General features: G+C 44.0%; 18 protein-coding genes, 1 pseudogene and 1 riboswitch. Of the genes and pseudogenes, 8 read left to right on the forward strand and 11 right to left on the reverse strand.

The features are described from left to right. Positions 1-234 precede the first annotated feature (234 nt). Complete coding sequence (locus tag FE296_RS25255; protein WP_124115231.1) at positions 235-879, reverse strand: LysE family translocator; 645 nt, start codon at positions 877-879, stop codon at positions 235-237. 154 nt (positions 880-1,033) lie between these two features. Continuing rightward, complete coding sequence (locus tag FE296_RS25260; RefSeq protein ID WP_150366729.1) at positions 1,034-1,783, reverse strand: YqcI/YcgG family protein; 750 nt, start codon at positions 1,781-1,783, stop codon at positions 1,034-1,036. Between the two features lie 182 nt (positions 1,784-1,965). On the opposite strand from FE296_RS25260, the gene FE296_RS25265 reads away from it, so the two are divergent. Next, positions 1,966-2,820: a manganese catalase family protein gene (locus FE296_RS25265; protein WP_124115229.1), complete on the forward strand. Its 855-nt coding sequence runs from the start codon at positions 1,966-1,968 to the stop codon at positions 2,818-2,820. Between the two features lie 145 nt (positions 2,821-2,965). Here FE296_RS25265 and FE296_RS25270 read toward each other — a convergent pair whose 3' ends face one another. Continuing rightward, positions 2,966-3,319, reverse strand: a complete 354-nt coding sequence (locus FE296_RS25270) for an AMP-dependent synthetase and ligase (RefSeq protein WP_124115228.1) — start codon at positions 3,317-3,319, stop codon at positions 2,966-2,968. Between the two features lie 174 nt (positions 3,320-3,493). On the opposite strand from FE296_RS25270, the gene FE296_RS25275 reads away from it, so the two are divergent. Beyond that, a complete protein-coding gene (locus tag FE296_RS25275; RefSeq protein ID WP_150366730.1) occupies positions 3,494-4,942 on the forward strand; it encodes an amino acid permease in 1,449 nt (482 codons plus the stop codon). On the opposite strand, the gene FE296_RS25280 is transcribed toward FE296_RS25275, so the two are convergent. Further along, a complete protein-coding gene (locus tag FE296_RS25280) occupies positions 4,935-5,567 on the reverse strand; it encodes a LysE family transporter (protein ID WP_167483645.1) in 633 nt (210 codons plus the stop codon). The genes FE296_RS25275 and FE296_RS25280 overlap by 8 nt on opposite strands. A 129-nt stretch (positions 5,568-5,696) precedes the next feature. Here FE296_RS25280 and FE296_RS25285 point away from each other — a divergent pair, with 129 nt between their 5' ends. From FE296_RS25285 to FE296_RS25295, 3 genes are read left to right on the forward strand one after another with little or no spacing between them, the layout of a single operon-like run. Further along, a complete protein-coding gene (locus FE296_RS25285) occupies positions 5,697-7,301 on the forward strand; it encodes a spore germination protein (protein ID WP_124115225.1) in 1,605 nt (534 codons plus the stop codon). 12 nt (positions 7,302-7,313) lie between these two features. Then, entirely contained in the window at positions 7,314-8,522 is a 1,209-nt protein-coding gene (locus tag FE296_RS25290; RefSeq protein WP_124115224.1) for a Ger(x)C family spore germination protein, read from the forward strand. Positions 8,523-8,542: 20 nt separating this feature from the next. After that, positions 8,543-9,649: a GerAB/ArcD/ProY family transporter gene (locus tag FE296_RS25295; RefSeq protein WP_150366731.1), complete on the forward strand. Its 1,107-nt coding sequence runs from the start codon at positions 8,543-8,545 to the stop codon at positions 9,647-9,649. 78 nt (positions 9,650-9,727) lie between these two features. On the opposite strand, the gene FE296_RS25300 is transcribed toward FE296_RS25295, so the two are convergent. The 7 genes from FE296_RS25300 to FE296_RS25330 all read right to left on the reverse strand — a co-directional run bounded on the left by FE296_RS25300 (position 9,728) and on the right by FE296_RS25330 (position 15,704). Next, the gene (locus FE296_RS25300) at positions 9,728-10,039 is read right to left on the reverse strand and encodes a spore coat protein (RefSeq protein WP_124115222.1); all 312 of its coding nucleotides are present in this window, start codon (positions 10,037-10,039) and stop codon (positions 9,728-9,730) included. Between the two features lie 13 nt (positions 10,040-10,052). Further along, complete coding sequence (locus FE296_RS25305) at positions 10,053-10,244, reverse strand: spore coat protein (protein WP_124115221.1); 192 nt, start codon at positions 10,242-10,244, stop codon at positions 10,053-10,055. 106 nt (positions 10,245-10,350) lie between these two features. Continuing rightward, entirely contained in the window at positions 10,351-11,190 is an 840-nt protein-coding gene (locus FE296_RS25310) for a manganese catalase (protein ID WP_150366732.1), read from the reverse strand. A gap of 173 nt (positions 11,191-11,363) precedes the next feature. After that, the gene (locus FE296_RS25315) at positions 11,364-11,876 is read right to left on the reverse strand and encodes a DUF3231 family protein (RefSeq protein ID WP_124115219.1); all 513 of its coding nucleotides are present in this window, start codon (positions 11,874-11,876) and stop codon (positions 11,364-11,366) included. Positions 11,877-12,087: 211 nt separating this feature from the next. Continuing rightward, on the reverse strand, positions 12,088-13,584 hold the full coding sequence (locus tag FE296_RS25320) for an amidase (protein ID WP_150366733.1): 1,497 nt from the start codon (positions 13,582-13,584) through the stop codon (positions 12,088-12,090). A gap of 257 nt (positions 13,585-13,841) precedes the next feature. Beyond that, positions 13,842-14,822 (reverse strand): DMT family transporter, encoded by a 981-nt coding sequence (locus FE296_RS25325; RefSeq protein ID WP_017688115.1) that lies wholly within the window; start codon positions 14,820-14,822, stop codon positions 13,842-13,844. Positions 14,823-14,966: 144 nt separating this feature from the next. Further along, a riboswitch (FMN riboswitch) is annotated at positions 14,967-15,120 on the reverse strand. A gap of 83 nt (positions 15,121-15,203) precedes the next feature. Then, on the reverse strand, positions 15,204-15,704 hold the full coding sequence (locus tag FE296_RS25330) for a DinB family protein (protein WP_150366734.1): 501 nt from the start codon (positions 15,702-15,704) through the stop codon (positions 15,204-15,206). Positions 15,705-15,848: 144 nt separating this feature from the next. Here FE296_RS25330 and FE296_RS25335 point away from each other — a divergent pair, with 144 nt between their 5' ends. The 3 genes and pseudogenes from FE296_RS25335 (at position 15,849) to bcaP (ending at position 19,798) form a co-directional block, all read left to right on the forward strand. Continuing rightward, positions 15,849-16,400: a CGNR zinc finger domain-containing protein gene (locus FE296_RS25335; protein ID WP_124115216.1), complete on the forward strand. Its 552-nt coding sequence runs from the start codon at positions 15,849-15,851 to the stop codon at positions 16,398-16,400. Positions 16,401-16,510: 110 nt separating this feature from the next. Further along, positions 16,511-17,886, forward strand: a pseudogene (locus FE296_RS25340) (amidohydrolase family protein). A gap of 475 nt (positions 17,887-18,361) precedes the next feature. Further along, positions 18,362-19,798 (forward strand): branched-chain amino acid transporter BcaP, encoded by a 1,437-nt coding sequence (bcaP, locus tag FE296_RS25345; RefSeq protein WP_190945533.1) that lies wholly within the window; start codon positions 18,362-18,364, stop codon positions 19,796-19,798. The last annotated feature ends 92 nt before the right edge of the window (positions 19,799-19,890 follow it).

A 19,890-nucleotide genomic window follows, 5' to 3' on the forward strand; every position in this document is an offset into this window, starting at 1 on the left:
TCACAATAGAAAGGAACGCACACCGCTGTTACTACCTATCTTTTAGATACAATTCAGCACGCCCCGCGAATAAATGAACTGTCATCCTTCACGGTGAAAGTCAAATGATTTCTGATTACAAAAAAATAGATATTCCAGGAAAGTACCTGCAGCAGCATATAGATAAGGAATCAAGGAATCAAAGAAAAGGTTGTCCCTTTTTCAGAAGGGACAACCTTAATTTCTCGGAAAAATCTACTGCAATAGAAGCCACAGGGCCAATACAAATTTATATAAAAAGTAGAACGAAAAACACAGCAAAAGAACTCCAGCCATGGCAGAGACCGCTTGTATCATTTTTTTGCTCATTACTTTTCGTGTCACAGATACAATGGAGAGCAGACCCAGATCATGAATGAGGATTCCACACAGTACGCCAAATGCTGCAATGATAAAACTCAGCTTACCGGTAGATTGGTATGAATCAGACAATACAACACCAAAAACAGATATCCAAAAAATAAGATTACCAGGGGAGACAGCTACCAATAAGCCATTGCGGTATGTCCTCCAGAACGATTTTTTGATTTTTCCGTTCGTATGATCTGATGTTGCCATATCCAGATCTGAGTTCCGGATCGAATCGTATCCCAGAAAGGCCAGAAATCCAGCTCCCGCAAGCCATAGTGGAATTTGTACATAAGGTAGAGATAAAATGGAAGCAAACCCGAAGTACATAGCCAGGATCAAACCAGCATCAATTGTCATGCCTCCAAGACCCACGGCCCAGCCATGGATAAACCCATTTCTCAATCCCTGCTTGGTCATCTCTACCGTAATTGCTCCCACTGGCATGGCAATAGCGAGACCAATCAGGACGAACTTAATATAGATTTCCATAGTCATTTCCTTTCTGTCTGTAATGAATTCTTATTTCGATAGGGCTTGTCCGTTGCTTATGTAGTTGTAGCGAGTATGGAGCACAGGGCTCTCCTCCTATAAATGGGTGGTATAGAGTTTATTCGGAGGAGAGTATTTTTAGAATCGATTTAAGCTATTTCTTTACTTTGTCCTGCTGAAGGGATCGAAGAAACGGGCAGTTGGAAGGAGCGGTATCGTCATCGCGCAAAAAATATTGTTTATACTCCAGATTGCCTTGTGATCCGTATTGCTTTAATTCAGGATGCGCTGGTATGGTGTCGTAGGCAGCCAAGCGTGCGCGGATTCTCGGAGCAATCGCTGCAGCTTTGAGAGGTTGCGCGTTCCATATATCGAGCACCCAGCGCGGTGTTAGAGCTAACATGAAATAAGGAAAGTTGCGACTTTGTCGTGACATATGGGCGGGCGTCCCGCAATAGACAAAATACCTTTCGTCATTGTAACAAAACTCCCACATGGGATGCTCCGGGTCTTCTGGAATATCTTTTGGCCAAGGTTTGTTATCCAAGTGTCTAATCTGGCTTAATAAATCCCAGAAGGCTTTTTCATAGGCCAATACATCCCGTATCTCTTTTTCCTTTTCAAAAAATAAAATCAATGAAGAATATTCTCCGAATGAACGAGAGCATTCTCCATATTCCTTGAGTATGTCTGATACATTACGTTCTGCAGACTCGTCTCCGAAATTAGAAACAAAGCCGTATCGGAGGTGACCCAGGGCAAAGGCCTGTGTAGCCGGAATACAGGGGAATCGAGCCTCCCGGTCACTCATTTTGAAAGAGAATAAACGGTAAGCATCTCTTTTCCAGGTTTCGAGAGGGATCTCCTCATTCTCAATCTCAGAAGATGAAAACAACAACGACATGAACAGTCCTCCTTTTACCTATAGGATATAACCCAAGGAAAAAATGGTGACAGTCCAACTTATTTTTGTTAAGGAGATAAGCAGAAATAGTTCTAACCAAGGTTTGACAGCCAAGCGATTACATAATAACAGGAAGAACGTTAAAACTAGAATAGCATGTTAATTCAGAATGGAGGACAACCATGTTTTTTTATCGTGAAGATCTAATCAATATGATCGTACCAGATAAGCCTGATCCCGCGGCAGCAAAAGTATTACAAGAGACGCTTGGCGGGCAATTTGGTGAAATGCGGACGATGATGCAATTTTTCTTTCAAAGCAGTAATTTTCGGGGCAACGCCACGCAGTATAGAGATCTGATCCGTGGTGTATTTCTTGAGGAATTAAGCCATATTGAACTGGTGCAACAAACCATTAATCAGTTATTAACGGGGGCCGGTGCAGAGGGCGCGGGAGATGCAGGGATCGACGGTGCTCCATTGGATGAAGCGATTAAACATGCCAACCCTCATCATTACATCATGGGGGCTCAGAGCTCATTGCCTGTTGATGCTGCAGGTAATCCATGGCTTGGGAATTATGTGTACGATCATGGGAATCTGATAAGCAACTTACTTGATAATATTGTATTGGAGTCAACGGGTGTGTTGCAAAAATCAAGAATATATGAAATGAGTACCAACAAAGCATTTCGTGAAACGCTGGGTTTCCTGATTGTTCGTGATAATGCGCATCAAAATGCATTTGCCAAAGCACTGGAGACCCTGGGTGTGAATTGGGGCAAAATATTCCCGATTCCCAACTATGATATTAATAAATATCCCGAATGTCGGAAATACGTAGATATGGGCTTCCACAATGCGCAGTTTAATTTCCGTTTAGACAATACACGCATCGCTGAGATTTTCAGTGGTCAATCACCAAGTCGTAATGGTGGCGAACTGCAAGTGATCGATCCTCCACAAGGATATCCGCTTCCTTATATGCCTGAACTTCCAAATGAGCATAGCCCAGGAATACATGATCTTAATGCCTAGAGTATGAACAAGCCTCCTATAGTATAGGACCAGATTTGAAACTTAAGGTAGAACCTATAAAGAGACAACTGCAGTCTCTTTTTTACAATGAACACACAAAAAAAGGAACCCAATGCTGGGTTCCTTTATGTGTTTCATGAAGATGTTACTGCGGGCGTTGTTGATTCGAATACGTGCCATAAGATTGACCATTAGTTGAGATATTAGGAGTGTTATATGGCTGCTCCAGGTAAGATACATGTTGTGAAGATGAGTGTGCAAGTTGTTGTGCAAGATTGGAGATTTGTTGTAATTGCTGGATGGCGGTTTGATGTCCTTGTAGTGCGGTCTGGATCATATGTGCAGCTTGTTGCTCGCGTTGTGCCAATTGCTCCAGTTGTTGAGCGTTGCTTTGTTCTTGTCTAAGTAATTGTTGGTATTGCATCGAAGCCTGTTGTGTTTGTTGTGTGAGTTGTTGAGCCAACTGCGTAATTTGCTGTGATTGAGAGAACTGATTCATGTGTAAAACCCTCCTGTGTGTTTTGATCTACCTGTGTATTATGTAATACGGTTCTGAGAAATATTCAATCTATCCTGTTCCATTCAAATGAGGATTATTTGATGAACATGATTCGCTGTGGATTGGGAAGGCTACCTTTAGTGACCTAAAATGATACAGAAAAGGAATGACAACATGAGTGAAGCATCGACTAACGCTACAGAAGAAAAGAAACTGAAATGGTGGCAATTGAGTCTGCTAGGTGTGGCAGGAACAATTGGTACAGGGTATTTCCTGGGTTCCAGCCTTGCGATATCGATTGGTGGTCCAGCTGTGCTGCTGGCCTATATCTTGGCCGCTTTAGGTACATATGTAGTTTTTGACGCGCTCGCGAGAATGACAGCGGACCATCCGGAACAAGGATCTTTTCGTTCCTACGCTAAGAAAGCCTTTGGAAGTTGGGCAGGCTTTGCGAGCGGATGGTTCTATTGGTTTTCGGAGTTGCTCATTATGGGGAGTCAGCTAACTGCATTGTCCATTTTCTCCAGGTTTTGGTTTCCGGCTGTTCCGCTCTGGATCTTTGCTGCAGGGTTTGGAATTGTAGGTCTTTGTATTGTATTCTTCGGTAACAAGGGATTTGATCGGGTTGAAAATGTACTGGCTATCATTAAAATTGCAGCGATCATCATGTTTTTGGTGCTTGCCATTGCTCTTCTCGCAGGATGGATTGGGGGAACCAAGTATGAACACAAAGTACCGCTGGATATGGCAGCGATTTTTCCAAAGGGTGGCATCGGATTGTGGTCTGCGTTTCTTTTTGCGTTCTATGCTTATGGAGGTATTGAAGTGCTTGGCATTATGTCATATCGGCTTCAAAAACCGGAAGATGCCCCAAAGGCAGGAAAAGTCATGCTTATTGCGTTATCCACCGTTTATGTTGTATCCATTGGACTCGCTTTAATTATGGTTCCCTTGAATGCATTCAATCCCAAGGAGAGTCCATTTGTACTGGCACTCAGTAGTGATCACCTTGCTTTTGTCCCACATTTGTTCAACGGGGTGCTCATTGTAGCCGGATTTTCAACGATGACTGCTTCGCTCTATGCGGTGACGTCTATGATTATTACCCTCGCTCAGGAGGGAGACGCCCCGCAGTTATTTTCTCGAAAGTGGAAAACGAAGTATCCGTTATTTGCCTTGTCCCTCATTGGTTGTGGGTTAGTTGGTACGATCATCATGTCTCTCTTACTCCCAGGCAAAGTATATGAATACATCACAACTGCAGCTGGTCTGATGCTTCTGTACAACTGGTCGTTTATTTTGTTATCCTCCGGTAAACTGTTGAAATCAGGCAAGTTCGATGTGATCAAACGCTGGATTGGCCTATTGTTGATCGCTACTGCAGTCACAGGAACGCTTTTTCATGCACTCAGCAGACCAGGGTTCTATATTAGCTTATTGCTTGTCTCACTCATTGCCATTAGTGACGTCATTGTACAACAGATTCGCAAGAAAAAGCCTGCGACCAATACATTATCAAATGACGAGAAGGATGAAATTGAAGAAAATGAGCAGCGTTCTACGGGTATAAGCAGTTATCACATCACGGGTATTCGGCTACGCAAAAAAAACAAACTCAAATAAAGAAGAGAAATTGTATGGCTTTATATCCAAAGTAACAGCCAAAACCGACTAAAGACAGTCCTGAAATGAGAGCAATTCCTTTTAGCACAGTGGAAGTAAGGTATTTGCGGAAAAAACTCACGGCAGTGGCCATGAATAGATCCCATAGAAGTACGCCAAAGATGATAGCTCCACTATAAATCAACAATTGATCCATAGGAGAATCATTTACAGCCTCCGCCAGAACAGAGCCGTAAATGCCTAACCAGAACATGATGGAAAGAGGGTTAAACAGAGACATCAGGAATCCTTGAAGAAATGACTTGGCAAGCTCCGAATCATCTCCTCTCATTTGAGAAGGGGCAAGGTTTCCTGTATTTTTAATACTCTCCACACCTGTATAGATCAGTACAAAACAACCAAACATCCAGAGGAATACCCTTACAAATGGAAGTTCAAGAAGATGCACAATGCCGAAATACACCAGCAACATATAAATAATATCAGCTGCGATGGCTCCTAGTCCAACAAACCAGGCAGGCTTGAACCCACCTCGAATACCCTTGTCCAATTGCGCAGCATTAATGGGACCAATAGGGGCTGAAAGTGATAGACCCAGGATAACATATCCAAACAGTATATAAATAAGATTGTCCTCCTTCCCACACTGTAACAGCATATTCTTCAATGTGCTTTTGAAGGACATGATTATTGAGGGCAATGTATACTTTGTGCACGATTGATCCATATTACTCGGAAAAGAGGGGGTGATTGTATGCTTATGCGTTGGATAAAGGAGGTATTTACATCACAAAAGAAAGGAGAAACATTCAATAAACGAACACAACATTCACAAAGTCTGGATATTTCGCTAGAAGAGAAACTTAACAGTATTATCAAGGCATTTGAGTATAGTCCTGATTTTGTAGTTCGTGAGTTCCCTATGTTAGAGGGAAAGGGCACTGCCCTCGCTGTATGTTACATGGAAGGGTTGACAGATTCTACGCTGTTGGTTGAACTTATGGACAATATCATTCAATGGGTGAATACGAATCCCCTTCCGGAAGATCAACCTGGAGATGTGTTAGTGAAAGGAATCTTACCCTCCGGAAATATCCGAAATATAGATTCGCCGCAACTTATCTATGAAGCTTTATTAACAGGCCACGTCGTTATACTTATTGATGGTGTAAAGAATGTTCTTGCAGTGTCGATCGCCGGAGGAGCCAGAAGATCTGTAGAGGAACCCACGTCCCAAACGGTGGTCAGAGGACCCAAGGAAGGATTTACAGAAGAACTAACAACCAACATTACTCTTGTTCGACGAAAAATACGAACTCCTGATTTAAAATTCCAGATGCATACCATTGGAGAGTACACTCAGACAGTAGTTGCACTGGCTTACATCCAGGGTATTGCCAAGCCACAAGTCATTGAAGAAGTTACCACACGTTTAAATGCTATCAACACAGATAGTATACTTGAAAGTGGTTACATAGAAGAATTTATTCAGGATGCACCGCTTACGCCTTTTCCGACCATGATCAATACGGAGCGCCCAGATACTGTTGCAGGCAGTCTATTGGATGGTCAAGTAGCCATTATGGTAGATGGTACTCCATTTGCGTTGATTGCACCTGTGACTTTTTTTAATTTCTTTCAAACGCCCGAAGATTATTATCAGCGTTATGATATCTCTACCTTTCTGCGGATTATACGGTTAATCTGTTTCCTCGTATCTTTGTTGCTGCCTTCGACTTTCATCGCACTAACCACATTCCAGCAGGAGATGATACCGACCACGTTATTGGTCACCCTGGCTGCACAACGGGAAGGGGTCCCTTTCCCGGCATTACTTGAAGCTATGCTTATGGAAATTACGTTCGAGGTCATTCGTGAAGCTGGAGTGCGAATGCCGCGAGCCATTGGACCTGCAATCTCTATTGTTGGTGCATTGGTCATCGGTCAAGCTGCAGTAGAGGCAGGATTGGTCTCAGGCGCGATGGTCATTGTGGTTTCTTTTACAGCAATAGCGAATTTTGCTATACCCTATTTCAGTATGGCCACAGCAGTAAGGCTATTGCGTTTTCCGTTTATGTTACTGGCAGGTACGCTAGGATTATATGGCATATTGGCCGGAGCAGTGCCATTACTTGCACACCTGGTATCGCTGAAGTCATTTGGTGTTGACTACCTGATGCCATACAGTCCGTTTTTCAAGTCAAATATGAAGGATCTGTGGTTGAGAGTACCCTGGTGGGCTATGAAGACTAGACCTGATGAAAAGTCGAATGCGAATAAGACGAGACAAGCCCCTCATCAATACCCGTCAGGATCGGATAACATTGTAGACCGTATTAATGAAGCTGAGAACGAATAAGGAGCGATTTATATGATTCGTTTGCAGTCCATATTAATCTTTCTCATGGTTGGACTGATTACTGCTGGTTGTGGAAATCGCACAGAATTAAATGATCTGGGCATCACAACGGCAACAGGGTTTGACCGAAAAAACGGAAAGTGGATCATTACCTATCAGATTATTGTACCGCCAGCGAGCAGTTCAATTGGGTCCTCGTCTAGTGGATCTCAAGCGCCTGTGAACACCTTTTCGTCAGAAGGTAGAACGATTCGAGAGGCCGTTGCCCAAAGCAGTATCGAAAATCCCAAAAGATTATATTTTGCTCATACCAATGTCGTCCTGATCGGGGAAGAAGCGGCGAGATATGGGATTGCTGAGATCATGGATCACTATTATCGAAATATTGGTTCCAGGGAATCTGCCAAGCTTATTATTGCAGATGGTCAGGCAAGAGAATATCTCGAAAAATTGATTCCTCCCGAGAAACAGCCTGGCCGTGCTTTATCCGAGATTTTGGAACGTAATAATGAAAAAGGGTCGTACTATCCCGTGATGAACATACATGAGGTTGGTCTGAAGATCACTTCAGACAGTGGATCTGCCGGGATTCCTGGTGTTACAACAGATACACTGGGCGATAACAAACAAAGTTCAATTGATATTTTTAAGGAGACATCAATACCCGGGAATCTAAGACTTCAAGGGTTAAGTGTATTTCTCAAAGACAAAAAGATCGGAGTTCTGAACCAAAAAGAAAGTATGGGTATCGTCTGGCTAACAGACAGGGTGAACTGGACCAACTTGACCTATAAAGGTGCAAAGGGGGAGGTAAACTCTTTTCTTGTGCGCAAAGCAAAAGTTAAGGTCGTTCCTGTGAAAAAGGGGCTTCATTATGCTGTTCAGGTAGATGCAAAGGTCGACGCTGAACTGGATGAGAGCACATCCGGTGAGGATATCGTTAGAACACATACCATTCATGAAATGCAGCGACAGGCTGAACAAGTCATTCAAGCACAGATATTGGACGGATGGAGAGGGAACCAGCGGCTTCATGTCGATATGTTGGGGATCGCGAACAAAATACATCAAAGACATCCCAAAGAGTGGAAAGTTCTAAAAGACAACTGGTCTAGTGAATTGGCACAGATGGATATTAACATAAACGTAAACGTAACTTTGAAACGAGTAGGTCTGCTTCAAGATTCTTTCAGCAAGTTGCTTGGCGAACAGAAAGACTAACACCAAGGAGAGGTTCAATCATGAAATTGGCTAGGGAGCTTCGCGTATCCGAATTGGCTGTTTGTCTTTCCTTATTTGAAGTTGGCAGTACAACCTTGTTTCTGATAGGTGGAGATGCCAAACAGGATGCATGGTTAGCCATGCTCGCCGGGGCTGCTGGTGGCTTGGTGTTACTACTCCTTCATCTGGCTATTCATCATCAGGAACCTGAATTGGATTTGTTTCTTCTGTGTCGCCGTTATATGGGAAAAGTACTAGGGACAATCGTAAGCCTTTCATTCGTAGGTTATTTCGCTTATGAGGCTTCACGGAATTTGCGTGACCTCAGTGAAGTCACAGAATTAACTTTGCTAAATAGAACGTCAATGTGGATCATCAGCCTGATTACCATTATCGTTGTATCCAACACCGTACGATATGGATATCGTGTACTATTTCTCATGTGTATGATTCTGTTTCCACTCATGGCACTAGGCTATACATTAATCAGCCTCTTAATCCCAACGACAGGTCTTTTTCACTCCGATCTGGCCTTGCCTGTGTTGGAGAATGGGTGGAAGCCGATTCTTCAAGCGGCTTTTCCGGAGATCGTATCCTTTCCATTTGGGCAGGTTGTCTTATTCCTGGTCTTTTATCCCTATGCTCGGAAAGGCAGGAATCTTAATAGAGCGGTGATCATCGCCTATATCCTAACGGCTCTCGCTTTAACATTTATCAATCAACTTGTCATTTTTGTCTTGGGTTCTCAGATTGCTGCCTATAGTACACTCCCGCTTTTGGAGACAGTACAATTAATCAATTTGACTGAAGTGTTTGAACGGATGGATGCCTTGTTCACTTTACTCCTATTCCTCGGATTGGGTATTAAAATGGCTGCATTTTTCCATGGAGCCGTGATTGGACTCGAAAGAATAACTGGAGCTAACTATAGGAAATGGGTGTTTCCAGTAGCGCTTATTCTATATGGGTTGTCTTTTTTATCACCGACATTTACAGAACATATTGAAATAGGGCGAGGATTCACGTTGAATTATAGTTCTCCTGTATTTCAGATTTTTTTACCCGTGTTACTGTTGGTTGTCATCCTATTGAGAAAGAAAGGTATGCAGAAAAACGAAAAAAACTAGTGGGAAATATGAGTGCAATATGCTCTGGTATCAAAAAACGACTCAGTCGTAAACTGAGTCGTTTTTAAGCATTAATCATTAATTATCATCCAACAATTTTAACGCCATGTCTGACTTCTGCAAATCGTGTTCAACTTGTTCTTCTATACTATAGGGATGATACATCTCATTTTTGATCATATAGTCTGCGATCTTTTGGTGGGTTTCGATTGAAGTATCCAATTGAGCCTTAAGGACTTTCCGAACTCGGGGGGTTGCAGTTTCGGTAAGAGCTATTGCATAGGTACGTACCGCTGACTTAGCGGAGAGGAGCATATCGGTGGCAATGGCCAAATCATCCATGGGAGCAACGGCTTTAACGAGCATTTCTTTCGTTTTGGTTGTAGTCATAAGAGCAACCTCCTTATTTTAATAGGGATTTTAAATCTTCAATAGCTTTGGAAGAGTTATTCAAATCTTCTTCGATTAAGGATTTTAGTGTGTCGTCTTTTACGAGTTCCAGCATCGTTACGGCTTTGGTGGCACACGAAGTTTTGAGGGTTAGCAGTTCATGTACTTCGAGTTTCTCATGTAATGCAAGTTCCTTAGTTGCCATTATTAAGCACCTCCAAGAATTGATTATTCTATTATGTTAGTACCCTGCTATAAAGCGTATAAACAGGATTAATTCAAAATGTTTTAAAAAAATAGAAATTTAAACTTTATTTGTCTGTTGTTTTCATATCCAGGTCATGGTGAAGTTCTGTGGCAGGGATAACGGGCTCATGTATCTGTCCCTTTGGAACAGGGTTGGAGATATATACATAGTCTCCGCTTCCATCAGGTGCACTTCCTGCAGCCCATAAACCTTCGGCGGATTCAGTTCCCTCGGAGAGATTCCAGAATTCATAGGCTTGCGGCTGTGATTCTTGCTCGGCTTCTGGAGGGAAAGAAGCTGGAACAACGACTCCGTTTTTTTCCTCCAGTTCCTGAATAGCTGCCATCCATTGATACTGGTGATAACGGTCACGTGCTAACATTTTACGGAAAGTAGCCCGTACGCCTTCATCTGTTGTCATATGGTACAGTCTTGCTACCTGAAGGCGACCCTGACTCTCGGCATGCAAATTAGAACGCATGTCTGCAAGCAAGTTACCGCTTGCCACGATATACGAACCATTCCACGGAACACCGTTTGAGTTGGTTGGTAAGCCACCCAGACCACTGACGAGCAGATGTTGCGGATTGATACCGCCCATAATTGCAGCTGTTACAGGATCTTCTGCGGCTTGTTGCTGTGCCTGAGGAGTAGCACCATCCAGCAACTGGCTGATTAATGAGCAGAGCATCTCGACATGTCCAATTTCTTCGGTGCCAATATCCATGAGCATATCTTTATATTTCTCTTCACCTCGGCAATTGAATCCCTGAAAAAGGTACTGCATCATGACGGTCATTTCGCCAAATTGTCCTCCCAACACTTCTTGAACCTGACGTGCAAGCATGGGATCGGGACGATCTACTTTAACTTCAAATTGTAACTCTTTCTGATGTCGAAACATATGATTCCCTCCAATAAAGATGTTATAAATTTCTGAATGAATTCAAAATTTTATTAACCTGATCATTGGAAAGTAAACAGTAAAATAACAAAAAAACAAAGCAGAAGATTGGGGGCTTCTTCTGCTTTGTCTCTTCAATTCACTACAACATATTGTTAGACGTCTTCTGAACTCTATTCTGAATCCGGTCTTTTAACTTGAAGCGGTGGGGGAATAAGCCAACCTTTTTCTTTGTTCATTTGAAGAATTCGAAGGCCTAGAGCTGTTTTGGTCGCATGATATTTAGCAAATAGGGCGCCAATATCTTCTCTGATCGATTGCCCAATCGTTTGGCTTGCAGCAACCAGACCCATGGATGTATCAGCTGTTATTTTTGCAGCAATCTCGGGGTCTGTGAATCTTGCGCCAGCCGGGATATCTTCAAACTCTACATGTGGTCTTTCCGGCAGTAGTGGTGCAGGGGCAATACCATTTTCAGTCAATAGTGTATCACATTCTTTAATTTCCAGTTTGGCTTGGTCCAGCAGATCTTCCAGGATTTTCTTTAAATCTTTATCTCCTGCATGACTCATATAAGCTTGATAGCAAGATACAGCGCCTTTGGCTATTGTGGAACATTGCCATACACTAAAGATTTCACCATAATGCATCGGCTCGTTCTTGGGGTTGCCACTTAGAATACCCATGATTTGATTTCCCTCCAGTAGGTTAATTTACCACCAACTTATGATCACCTGTATTCTATAAAATTATGCACTGAACATGGAATGGAGGATGCTATATAAATTAACATCATAATTATTATGTAAACATAAACGAATTTAAACTATTTATCTTGTATTTTAAAAAGGAAAAACCAGCAGAGCAGGCCTGCTGGTGGGAGTGCAACATATATTTTTAGACTGGAAAAAGTGGGTTACCATTCATCCCGATCCATAGATTTGACTTTTCAAGCTGTCCGGCCAGATGTAATAACCAATCTTCGCGTCCCTTGGTTGCCATCACTTGAACACCCATTGGCAAACCTTCAGGTGTGAGATGCAGAGGTACACTTATCGCAGGCTGGCCGGTCAGATTCGCAAGCTGGGTGAAAGGTGTATACGTAAGACTTGGCTCAAACATTTCATAGATGAGTTGTTGTTGCTGGGTCTTGTCCAACTCACTAATTCGCATCAGATTACGGATCTGTTCATCATGAGGTGTTAATTCTCCAATCTTAGGCGCAGGAAAAGCATTAACGGGTGTGACGTAGAAGTCATAACGCTCAAACAAGGTAGACATCTGAGCTGCAGCTACATCCCATTCAGCTAAGCTATGTACAAATTCCGCGGCGGACACCTTTTTTCCAGCTTCAGCCAGAACCCAGGATTCAATCTCCATATCATCGGAGGTCAGAGCCCGGCCCATGGAGCGTTCCATGGAAGAGATCATTGCCGCCATTTCTCCACTGTTCATCATATAGTAGTTCTCCATCAACCGGACTCCGTTAACCGGACTCAGCTTTTCTTCAACATGATGACCTTGGTCTTCCAACCAGCGAACGAGCTTGAATACAGACTCTTTGGCTTCTGCACTGACGGGTGTACCTACAGGCGAATCCGTTGTGTATGCGATTTTCAATTTGCGTTGATGTGGATAGCTCATATCTGCCAAGTAACTGCCTGGAAAGAGTGGTGCATGAAATGCAGCTTCAGGCTGTATGACTTGTAAAGTATCAAGCAGGGCGGCACTGTCCCGAACCGAGCGGGATAGGGCAAAATCAATGGATGCGCCTTGCCATTGACGACCAACTCCGGGTCCGACAGGAGTGCGCCCGCGGGTTGGCTTTAATCCAAACAACCCGCTAAAGGAAGCCGGGATACGAATCGAGCCGCCTCCGTCACTGGCTCCGGCAAGTGGGACAATCCCTGAAGCTACTGCCGCGGCAGCGCCGCCACTTGACCCACCTGGGGAGTGATTGATATTCCATGGATTGCGAGTTGGACCATGAAGACGGGGCTCGGTAATATTTTTCAAACCAAATTCAGGCGTATTGGTATGTCCTATGAAGATAAAGCCTGCATCACGGAGTCGAGTGACAAAATTGGAATTGCGTAATGCCCGATGCTCACTGAACAGACGAGAGCCTGAAGTCAGAAATTCACCTTCCAAGGATTGCGAGATATCTTTCAAGAGCAGGGGCACACCGGCAAAAGGTTGTTCTCCAGGGCGAACCAAACTGGCTTCCTCCCATGCGCGATTTTCATATGTACGAATAACCGCATTAAGTTGCGGATTCACTTCTTCAAGGCGTGCAAACGCCGCTTCCAGCATTTCAACCGGGGATACTTCCCGGGATCGGATCAGTTCAGCCAAACCTACGGCGTCGTAGGAAGTATATGAGAATGAAGACATTATGATCGTTCCTCTCTGAATATAATTCATCTGTTTATTCCATATGTCATCGTACCACCGGATTGGATAAAAGACAAAACATAGAAGAGACTTAGCGCGATGATTTTGATATTCGGTATGAGAGGAGGGAAAGAGGGGCAGATCGAGTAATATCGAGTAATGGAAATAAAAAAACCACTGCTCATCTAATTTGATGTGCAATGGTTTTATTTTTATATTTGACTATTTGTTTATATGAGAACCTCGGATATATCCACTTACTCTGTACGCAGCTTCGGTGCCGCATCGGCCGCAGTTGATGAGCGTTCCTGCTGTTTGGAAATGGCGAAAAGGGCTACCCAGATCAGGATAAAACCAAGCAGCTGTTCCCATGTAATCAGTGTACGGAAAGCAATCCAGTTCACCAACACACCCGCCATCGGGAAGCTAAGTTCCGCGAGTGTTGCAACAGAGGCTTTGGTTGACGACAGACCTTTGTAATACAACAGAAGACTTAGCAAACCTGGTAACAATGCCTGACCGAGAATATTGAGGATAACAGCAGTCTGTTCACCCGTTCCGGATGGAAACGTCCATGCTGCACCTTCGTTCCACGTCATAAAGATCAGGAGCGGGAGAGCAACGACAAAGCGCAGGGAGGTGACCGTTTCATAACGCGCCTGCCCCAGCATCAATCGGCCCATAACGGTTGAACCTCCCCATAAGGCAGCAGCCCCAAGGGATAACAAGCTTCCAGCATGAATCCAGTTGTCCCAGTTACCTAATGGCAATGTGAAGCCAAATGTAAGCAGGTAGGTTCCTGCTAAAGCAATGAAGAACAATCCACCGAAGCGCCGTGGTAACGTTTCTTTCAATAACAGTTTAGCCAGCACGATAGCGAAGAGCGGTTGCATTTTTTGCAATAAAAGCACCGTATTCGGATCGTTATGTGTAAGCGCCATGGTGAACAATACCGTTGCGAGTGCTGATCCTCCCCATGAGATAAAAATCACGGCAATCCAGTGGCGAGCACGCAGGTTCTTCAGGTCAGACCGGAATTTCCACAGCACGGGAATGGCAATAAGACTGACGATGATATGTTCCACCAGTACAATCTGCGTGGATGTCATCGTGTTTAGCAAAATAATGCGGAAGAGTGGGTCGACACCCCATAAGGCGGCGCCGAGAACTACAAGCCAGAATCCGGTATTACTTCGTTCCTTGCGGTAAACAGGTGATGCTGCTGATGTCTTTTCCATATTCAGGACTCCTTCGTCAGAACACGGAATCTTCAGTTGGCAAAATCGACAAAAGCCCCCGTTTTGGTATATACCAAATAAACGGGGGCTCATCCAAGGACATGCGTCAGGAAAGAGGCCTTCCCGTGAACGGCATGTCAATGTGTTGATCTTCTCTCATCCGGACTGTACCGTCGGCCTTGGATTCACACCAAGTCAGTCGCTAAATGTCCTTTGTTAAGAACAAATAGCGAGTCGCGGGCTGGTTCCGAAGAACATCACCGCCGGTTGGGAATTGCACCCTACCCCGAAGATCCTATTCAATTATATAGTGTGTTGAACAAGCTGTAACATTAATAATTTCATCTTATTCCTGTAAGCGCTAGCAGTTCAAGCATTTTTTTAGAAAACGATTTTCCAGCTTCCTTGTTGTCTGCGAAGAAGCACGATCTGACCTGCGTGATACGCATCATGAAGTATCCAGCGGGCAAGTTCGTGTGCCCATTTCTCTTCGGAGTCCATATAAGCAGCTTCAAGGTCTGACTCTTCGAGTGCAGCCAATTGATCTCGCAACTGTTGGGCTAATCGAGTTGTACTCTTCATCAGTGTATTCCATCCGGCTTCATCCGTTGCATCTCCAGGATTGCCAAACGTGTATTCATTGGAGTCTACAGCAGGAAGGTTAGGTTCTTTACCTTGCATGCGACATAATAAGCGATGATTGTAATAATACATATGGTTAACCAACTGCCAGATGCTTAATCCTCCTGAGGGTGGAATCCAGGCTGCTTGCTCTGCTGTAAGACCTTCCAAAGACTTCGACAAAGGTACAATCCAATTGCATTGATCCCATGTATCATCCTTTTGAATCAGTAACACATCTAATGCTGTTGTTTTTGTCATTGTCGTTTCCTCCTTGAGTATCATGGTGATTTGTGATGTAACTAGCTAAAACTGATTAATGAGGTTACACTTAATATAACACATCAAAGACAGAGTGTAACCATCTTTATTAAATTAAGGTAGTTACACTAAACGGGGGTAGACATGGACAGACTTTGGACCGATTTTGTAAACAGCGATTATCATGATTGGCGTGGGGGAGATCGATCGGAGGACAGGCTCGGTAAGGCGAACTGGCAGCAAGAATTTTTGGATCGATGGCAACTCCAGGCTTCTGTACCTGCATCTCCAGAAGATGAGTTATCGATGAGAAATTTCAGGAATGATTTGTTGGCCCTTGGAGCCCGCTTGTCTTCTGGAGCATCATTAACGGATAAAGAAAAACAATGGTTGAATGGTGTTATGGAAGCAGGACATGTGAGAAGAACATTGACTATAATTGATCAGGGATTGAAACTCCAACTAATAGCTGTAGAAGCTCACTGGCAACAGGTTATGGCTGAGGTAGCTGCTGATTTTGCTTTGACTCTGGTGGAGGGAGAAGGGGGAAGGATTCGGATCTGTGATAATTCGGATTGTCGCTGGATGTTCTATGATGATACCCGAAGCAGAACACAGAAGTACTGTGATGATAAGATGTGCGGGAACTTGATGAAAGTCAGAAGATTTAGAGCGAAACGAAAAACCCAAAATTGATAAATATTAACATTAACTATATAATGTATATATACTAGCGAAAAAACAGTCAGAAGCCGTTCGGATTCGTATGCAGGATATGTTCGTCTTTCAAACCAATAAGATGGGAGATGTGTCTTGTGCGGACAAGTTATCTGTTGAAAAATGGCTGCGTGTTGTCGATGGATGCTCGAATTGGACAGTATAAAAGGGCGGACGTCCTGATCCAGGATTCACTGATCACGGCGGTCCAGCCCGACCTGGATATTTTGGATGTGGAGGTCATCGATGCTTCATCCATGATTATTATGCCTGGGCTGGTGGATACACATCGACATATGTGGGAATCACTGGTCAAAACAGCGGGAACCAATTGGTCATTGCCTGTTTATTTGCAGAATCTCTATTATGGTGCGATGGGAAGTAAGCTCCGCCCACAGGATAGTTATATTGCTAACCTGCTCGGTTCCTTGGAAGCGCTTAATGCAGGTGTTACGACAGTGTTGGATTGGAGTATGCCATATTCCCCTGACCATACGGATGAACTGATTCGTGGTCTTCAGGATGCGGGGATTCGGGCAGTATTTGCTCACGGAGTGCCTGGTGAGACGAACTACTGGAACCGGGATAGTCAACTGACATATTCAAATGATGTGCGAAGAGTCAAAGAACGTTATTTTTCATCACGGGATCAATTGCTTACTTATGGGCTTGCCATTCGTGGTCCAGAGTTCAGTCATTGGGATACAACCGTAAAAGAGATCGAGCTGGCCCAAGAACTGGATGTCATCTGTTCCATGCACGCCGGATTTGGCAGCTGGGATCGGTAGATCGCTCAATTAGTCACATGTACGAAGCGGGACTGTTAAGTCCACGGGTGAATATCGTTCATGGTAACACCATGGGCATGGATGAATATAAAATGCTGGCGGATAGCGGTGCTTCCTTGTCGGTCACACCTGAGGTTGAAATGATGATGGGGCATGGATACCCGGCCACTGGCTATTTTCTTGAACATGGTGGAACCCCTACACTTGGTGTAGATGTGGTGACGTCCACAGGCGGAGATATGTTCTCGCAGATGAAGTTTGCACTTCAGGCTGAACGATCCAGAGCCAACGAAGAACTTCTGCAGCAGGGTGAGATGCCAGGTGAATTAAACTTGCAGTCCAGCCAAGTACTGAGATTTGCAACTTCAGCTGGTGCCCAAGCATTAGGTTTGGAGCAGAAGGTTGGAACGCTGACCCCAGGAAAGGAAGCAGATCTGATCATGATTCGTACTACTGATCTGAATCTGTTCCCCGTCCATGATCCAATCGGCGCTGTCGTACAATTTGCCAATCCATCCAATGTGGATACGGTTTTTGTAGCAGGTAGACTCGTGAAGCGAGAGGGTAAGCTGTTGCATGTTGATTTGGACGCCATTCGTCATGCAGCGATGCAGAGCAAAGAATATTTGTTATCCCAATACCGGATGTCGGATGCAGAGAGAATTGCTTTTTCGTGAATCGGTTTTCATAAAAAACTGAAATGAAGGGCCGCATAATGTTATGTGGCTCTTTTACATGCCTTCATATCGTCGAATTAGACAGGATAACGGAGGAAGGGACAGCGGAAAAAGACGAAAAGAGCTTTCATTTTCGTAACTTCAGATAACAAGGTATTAAAGATGTTTCCCGCAGAAAATTAGGCTCGTAAAAACTGCGCATAATATAAATTATACGCAGTTTTGTTTTAAATCCATTTTCATATTCATCCACGTGCAACAGATCATGATAATTTTCGGGGAAAAAGAACAAAATAAGTGGTGATCTCTAAAAATAAATTTAACCAAGCAACGCGATAACGTGTAGAATTCGATAGGTTTTTATAGGTGATCGATAAGATAGAACAAATGACTTTTTCATAGAACAGATGGGAAACCATTTAATCTCTGCTGCATCCATAGCACATTCAAGATTCATGACGAGAGGAACATGACTATGCGTGAGAACGAACAACGATCTTCATTATTTCGTAAAAAACCAATTGCCTCGGAGGGTGATAACAGCAGTGCGTTGAAACGGGCGCTCGGTCCGTTGGACTTAACAACACTTGGCGTAGGAGCTATTATTGGTACCGGGATTTTTGTGCTGACCGGTGTAGCTGCCGCAACGTATGCTGGCCCGGGCCTTGTACTGTCATTCTTGCTGGCAGGTATCATATGTGCCTTCGCTGCATTGTGTTACTCTGAATTTGCCTCAAGCATACCGGCATCGGGTAGTGCGTACACGTATAGTTATACGGCTTTTGGCGAAGTGATTGCCTGGGTTCTGGGTTGGGATCTGATATTGGAGTATGGATTCGCGAGTGCGGCGGTAGCCAGTGGGTGGTCTGGATATTTCCAGACGTTATTGTCCGGATTCGGATTGGAGTTACCCCATGCGCTTACGAGTGCGTTCAGCCCGGAAAAAGGAACCTATTTTGACATCACGGCTGCGGTCATTACGTTAATTATCACCTTCCTGCTAACCCGAGGGGTGAAGGAGGCGGCTCGTGCGAACGGCATCATGGTAGCGATTAAAATTATTGTGGTGTTGATCTTTATTGGTGTGGGTGTCTTCTATGTAGAGCCAACCAACTGGCAGCCATTCTTGCCCTTTGGTATCTCAGGCGTAACTGCGGGAGCAGCTACCGTATTCTTTGCTTATATCGGATTTGATGCGGTCTCCACAGCTGCAGAAGAGGTCAAGCGGCCTCAACGGGATTTGCCGATTGGAATTATTGCGTCACTAGCGATCTGTACCGTTCTCTACATTGTTGTATCATTGATTCTCACAGGGATCGTGCCGTATAACATGTTGAATGTAAGTGATCCGGTTGCGTTTGCATTTGAATTTGTACAATTAAAGGGATTATCCTGGATTGTATCTCTTGGAGCGATTGCGGGGATTACGACGGTATTGCTGGTCATGATGTATGGTCAGACACGTTTGCTCTATTCCATGTCTCGTGACGGACTACTGTCACCTGTCTTCTCCAAGGTTAGTGGTAAAAGTCAGACACCAGCTGTAGGGACATGGGTTGCGGGCATTATCGTGGCTTTGTTCTCCGGGTTCATCTCGTTGGGACATTTAGCGGAGCTTACGAACATCGGAACATTGTTTGCTTTTGCAGTTGTAAGTCTCGGCATTATTGAGTTGCGTAAAAATAACCCCGATCTCAAACGCGGATTTCGCGTTCCACTTGTGCCACTGATTCCGATTCTGAGTGCCTTGGGTTGTGTATACTTGATGACACGCCTTGCAGCGCTGACATGGATTACGTTTTTTGCTTGGTTGATCATCGGATTGATTATCTACTTTGCGTATGGACGCCATTATAGTCATCTGAATCCGGCACGCCGGATCTCCAGTGTTTTCAGAGCGAAGGATAAATAGATTAGTTGAGAACGTCTTTACCCGAGAACATCTTCAATTTTCCTCATTTCGTATCGCTTAGGCGAAGCGGGATGGGGAATTTTTTTATATAG

It is taken from the genome of Paenibacillus sp. UASWS1643 (genome assembly GCF_008693195.1).
Classification (GTDB): domain Bacteria; phylum Bacillota; class Bacilli; order Paenibacillales; family Paenibacillaceae; genus Paenibacillus; species Paenibacillus amylolyticus_B.